Here is a 4435-nt window from a genome sequence, read left to right as displayed (position 1 = left end):
CGGTATCCCATGTCTGACCGTCTGATGCCTTCGCCGCGAAGCGGCCGGTCCGCTCAAGGCTCAAGGCTCAATGCTCAAGGCCCCGCCCCAGTGACTCCAACCGTCCCCTGACCAGCGCCGCAGGCGGACCGGCCCTGGCTGCCAGCCGCCAGAAGCTGGAAGCCCCACCTGTTCCCATGTACGTCCAGCCACATAGGAGCAGCAAAAAAGCACTCCCAAATTCATGGGAGTGCTGCATTTTCTGGTGCGCTTGGGGGGATTTGAACCCCCGACACACGGTTTAGGAAACCGCTGCTCTATCCAGCTGAGCTACAAACGCATTACTGTTATTTTACATAATATAGGGGATTTTGTAAAGGGAAGCATGGCTTCCCTGCATGCCCCTATCTTCCTAGAAGAGGTGCTTCAGTTTGGAGAAGAGGCCCTTCTTTTCTTCTTTCACCGGCTTTGGCTGGACCGGGGTTTCCGGTTCCGGCTTCGGTACTGTGGGATGGGGGAAGGCCCCTTCGCTGGGGCGGAAGGGCGGCGGGGCGGTGAAGGTGGGCATTCGGAGTACCGGAGGTGCCATGATTTTCGGTTTCACCACCGGCGCATGGTGTACGGGGGTGTGGGCTTCGCTCCTGCCGTAGGGGACGTAGTGGTAGGCCTTGGAGGAGGGGTCCGGCACGTTTCGGTCTGCAATGTACCTTGTGCCGTTGAAGTCCTGTCCCCGGAGCCGTTCCAGAAGCATGGAGCCCATCATCTGGGGAGAGAAGTAGGAGAAGGGAAGCCGCGGCGCCAGACGGGCGATGGAGGAGAGGAAAGAGGTCTTCACATCGTCCATGGTCATCCGGAGTTCCTTGCGAATCTCGTCCATGAGGAGGATCATGCCCTTCTGGGTGGGGAAGAGGTTTTCGTAGGGGACCAGGTTATTCTTATTGCCCATGCCCGACATGTCCATAAAGAACACCAGGTACAGGTAGGACAGGGCGCTGCTGTTGTCGTGGGCCCGGAGGTAGAAGTTCGCCACGGTGTAGTAGGTATTCCGGAGTTTCGACCATTCGCCGGCCATGGTATAAAGGTTGATTTTCTGTTGGAACGCTCGGCTCAGGATGTCCCGGGCGGTAAAAGGCTCGCCCCGCTGGGACAGGGCATTCTGGGATTCCCCGATTTCCCCTTCCGTGAGGCCGTAGCTTTCCCGAACATTCAGCACGTAGGCCATGTGGTGGCCGATTTCCGCTTTGCCCTCCTTCGTGAGGACGTAGATTTTCGGCACTCCATGGGCGTAGTCTTTCTCGGGGATCTTGGAAATCACCCGGCCCGTGAGCTCTGCATGGGTGCCTTCGCCGGACAGACCGTAGCGCTTCAGGAAATCGGAGAGCATTTTGTCCGGCAGCATGTTCACCGTCTCCTGGGGGCGGCTCGCCCGGATCCAGCCGTCCGCCATGAGTTCGTCGATCCGGTCGTTCGCATCGCTGCCGTAGATATTCAGTTTATAGGGCGGCATGCGATGGTGCACCGGCTTGCCGTCGAAGTAGTCCAGGATCAGGATATCCCTCACCGATAACCCCATGGGCCGCCTCCTTTCTTTCCGTTTGACTGCTGATATTCCAGTATTAATTATATGCAGATTATGGCCTTTTGAAAAGAGGGATTATATGAGATTGAGATCGAGGCCGAGATTGAGGTCCACAGCCGCTCCGCGGCAAATGGATGGGTAAGATGCGTGCGAACGAGCGGGGCTTCCAGCTGCCAGCTTTTAGGAAAGCTGATCCGCCTGCGGCGCAGGACTGGCTGAACTTGCGTATGAACGGGTGGGGCTTCCAGTTGCTGACTGTTAGCAGCCAGGAAAGCTGGTTAGGCCCTTTGGGCCCAATCCCATCAGTTTCCACCAGCTAACCCCAGCCCGTTGGGCAGCCCCTTCCCGAGGAAGGGGCCTCCTGCAGAGGCAATTGTCTGTTTTGGGGTTAGAGTCATCAGGATCCCATCTGCGACAAAGCCGCGGGACCGGTCTGCCGTCTGACCGTCTGATGTCCCCGCCGCAAAGCCGTCCGACTCAAGCCCCCGCTCCAGGTGACCCCATCCGCATTCCGCCAGCAGGACTGGCTGACGATAAACGATAATCGTCATTTCGAGCGGTGGCAAGGGAACTGGATTCATAGGGAGCCGCAGGCAACCGAGAATCCAGTGACACGCTTCCCCTCGGGTGGTACGCATGAGAATACCGTCAAAATCGCTACAGCTTCGATGAGCCCCGAAATCTTTCTTGTGATCGGGAATACAGGGTTTTTCCCAGCAGAAAACGTTGTAACACCGTCACAGGCATTTACCAGGGAGATTTCTCGACTCTTTCTCACATACGATTCTTATAGTTACTATCATCACGGCGCTTACCACCGCTCGAAATGACGGGGAAGGGATGGAGTCATTTTCGTAAAAAGGTACATTATGAAGAGTGGCCCTATCCGTATTCCGTCATTTCGAGCGGTGGGAGCATGCCATATGAGAATGCAGTCCAAAATCGCTACAGCTTCGAGGGGTCGAGAAATCTTTCTTGTGCTCGGGAATACAGGGTTTTTCAACCGCCGTTCTCCTGCAGTGAATCAGTGGCCGGTGGCTGGTTGGATAGCCGCTTCGCGGCAAATACACTCCCTCAGCCTGCGGCTCTTCCATCACCATCTCTCAGTCCGGTGGACAGCTCTCTTCTGGGAAGAGAGCCTCCTGCAGAGTCAATTGCACGTTTTTGGGACAGAGTCATCAGGATTCCAACGGCGGCGAAGCCGCGGGGCCTCAACTCTTTTATGCAGCTGGAATCCCTAACCTTCGCATAACGCTCAGCCATAAGACCCCGGCCGCGGAGCGGCTGTCCAGCTCAAGGCAAAAGGCTCAAGGCCCCCGCCCGTTCGCATAACGCTCAGCCATACAAGCGCCGCAGGCGGACCAGCTTTCCTGGCTGCCAGAAGCTGGAAGCTAAAAGCCCCCACCTGTTCGCACGACGCTCAGCCACAGGACCCACCTGTTCACCCTTTCTTCTATGGTTTATAATAAAGGCAGATTAAGAATATTTAGAAGAGGTGATTCGGATATGGATAAGATTCATATTAATCTTGGCAGCGATTCTTACGACATCCTGATCGATAACGGACTGGTGGGCCGTGCGGGGCCGGCAATCCGGGATCTGACGGGGGCTTCAAAGGCCGCCATCATCACAGAAGATGGTATCGATAAGCTCTACGGCACGGACCTTGTCCGTTCCCTGGAGGATGCGGGTCTCCAGACCCAGATGATTGTGGTGCCTTCCAGTGATAAATCCCGGAATCTCCATCTCATCAATAAAGTCTACGGCGCCCTGGCGGACTTCGGCCTGGGCAGCGATGACGTACTCATCGCCCTTGGTGGACGGGTGGTAGGCGATATCACCGGCTTCACCGCCGCCACATGGCACCGGGGCATTTCCTACATCCAGTTCCCCACGTCCGTGCTGTCCCAGATCGGCAGCTCCATCGGCGGAAAAATTACCCTGGACCTGGACCAGGGGGCCGGCAAGAATGCGGTAGGCACCTTCTACCAGCCGAAGGGCGTCTTCGTGGATCCCGGCATGGCAAAGACCCTGCCCCGCCGGTATTTCCACAACGGCCTCGGGGAAGCGGTGAAACTGGGCTGCGTGGCGGACAGGAACCTCTTCGAGCTTTTCGAAAAGGTGTCCTCCGATGTAGAAATCTACCGGGTGCTTCCGGAAATCATCCGCCGCTGCGTCACCATCAAGGCCCACTACGTGGAAGTGGACCCCCTGTCCAAGGGTGAACGGCGGATTCTGGACTTCGGCCACACCATCGGCGGCGCCATCGAACGGTGCTACCGGTACAACGATGCCCGCATCACCCACGGCGAGGCCACGGCCATCGGCATGTACCTCATCACCCGGCGGTCCGAGCTGGAGGGCCTCACAAAGAGGGGCACCACCTCCCGTCTGGAGTACGTGCTGAAATCCCTGTCCCTGCCCATCAGCACCTCCATTCCCGATGATATCCTCTTCGAGTCCATGAAACACGACAAGAAGATTAAGGGCGATATGATCCAGATCACCCTGATCAGGGAAATCGGGGAAGGCTTCCTCTACACCATGCCGGTGAAGGAGCTGGGACGGTTTTTGAAGAAATAAACAGTATGTACGAAACCCCCGCAAGGCTGTATGGACAGTCTTGCGGGGGTTTTTATTGGAGAAATGGCGTGCGAACGGGCAGAGGCTTTGGGCCTTGGGCCGGTCAGGCCTTTCAGGCCAATTCCATCAGCCAGGAGCCCCCGCACGAATGACTCTATCTGTAAGCATGAATATTTGCGGCGAAGCCGCGGGGCCCTCAACTCTCAAATCTCTTTTCTCAACTCTTTCTTTTGGGCTTTGAGCCTTGTGCCTTGAGCCTTGAGCGGAACAGCCGCTCCGCGGCGGGGTCAGGTG

The 4435-nt window shown here is 57.0% G+C and carries 2 protein-coding genes and 1 tRNA gene; 1 reads left to right on the top strand and 2 read right to left on the bottom strand.

Going from position 1 to position 4435, the window contains the following annotated elements; translation table 11 throughout:
- Positions 1-242 precede the first annotated feature (242 nt).
- Both QZR21_RS08195 and QZR21_RS08190 read right to left on the bottom strand, forming a co-directional pair.
- Positions 243-319: transfer RNA gene (locus QZR21_RS08195), tRNA-Arg, on the bottom strand.
- A 72-nt stretch (positions 320-391) separates the two neighbouring features.
- Positions 392-1552: a hypothetical protein gene (locus QZR21_RS08190; RefSeq protein ID WP_296974841.1), complete on the bottom strand. Its 1161-nt coding sequence runs from the start codon at positions 1550-1552 to the stop codon at positions 392-394.
- Between the two features lie 1512 nt (positions 1553-3064).
- Between QZR21_RS08190 and QZR21_RS08185 the strand changes: the two genes are divergently transcribed.
- The gene (locus tag QZR21_RS08185; RefSeq protein WP_296974838.1) at positions 3065-4141 is read left to right on the top strand and encodes a 3-dehydroquinate synthase; all 1077 of its coding nucleotides are present in this window, start codon (positions 3065-3067) and stop codon (positions 4139-4141) included.
- Positions 4142-4435 lie beyond the last annotated feature (294 nt).

Source organism: uncultured Dialister sp., from assembly GCF_900541605.1.
Classification (GTDB): Bacteria; Bacillota; Negativicutes; order Veillonellales; family Dialisteraceae; genus Dialister.
Note: the sequence above shows the minus strand (reverse complement) of the source record. Positions and strands in the feature narration are given on the sequence as shown.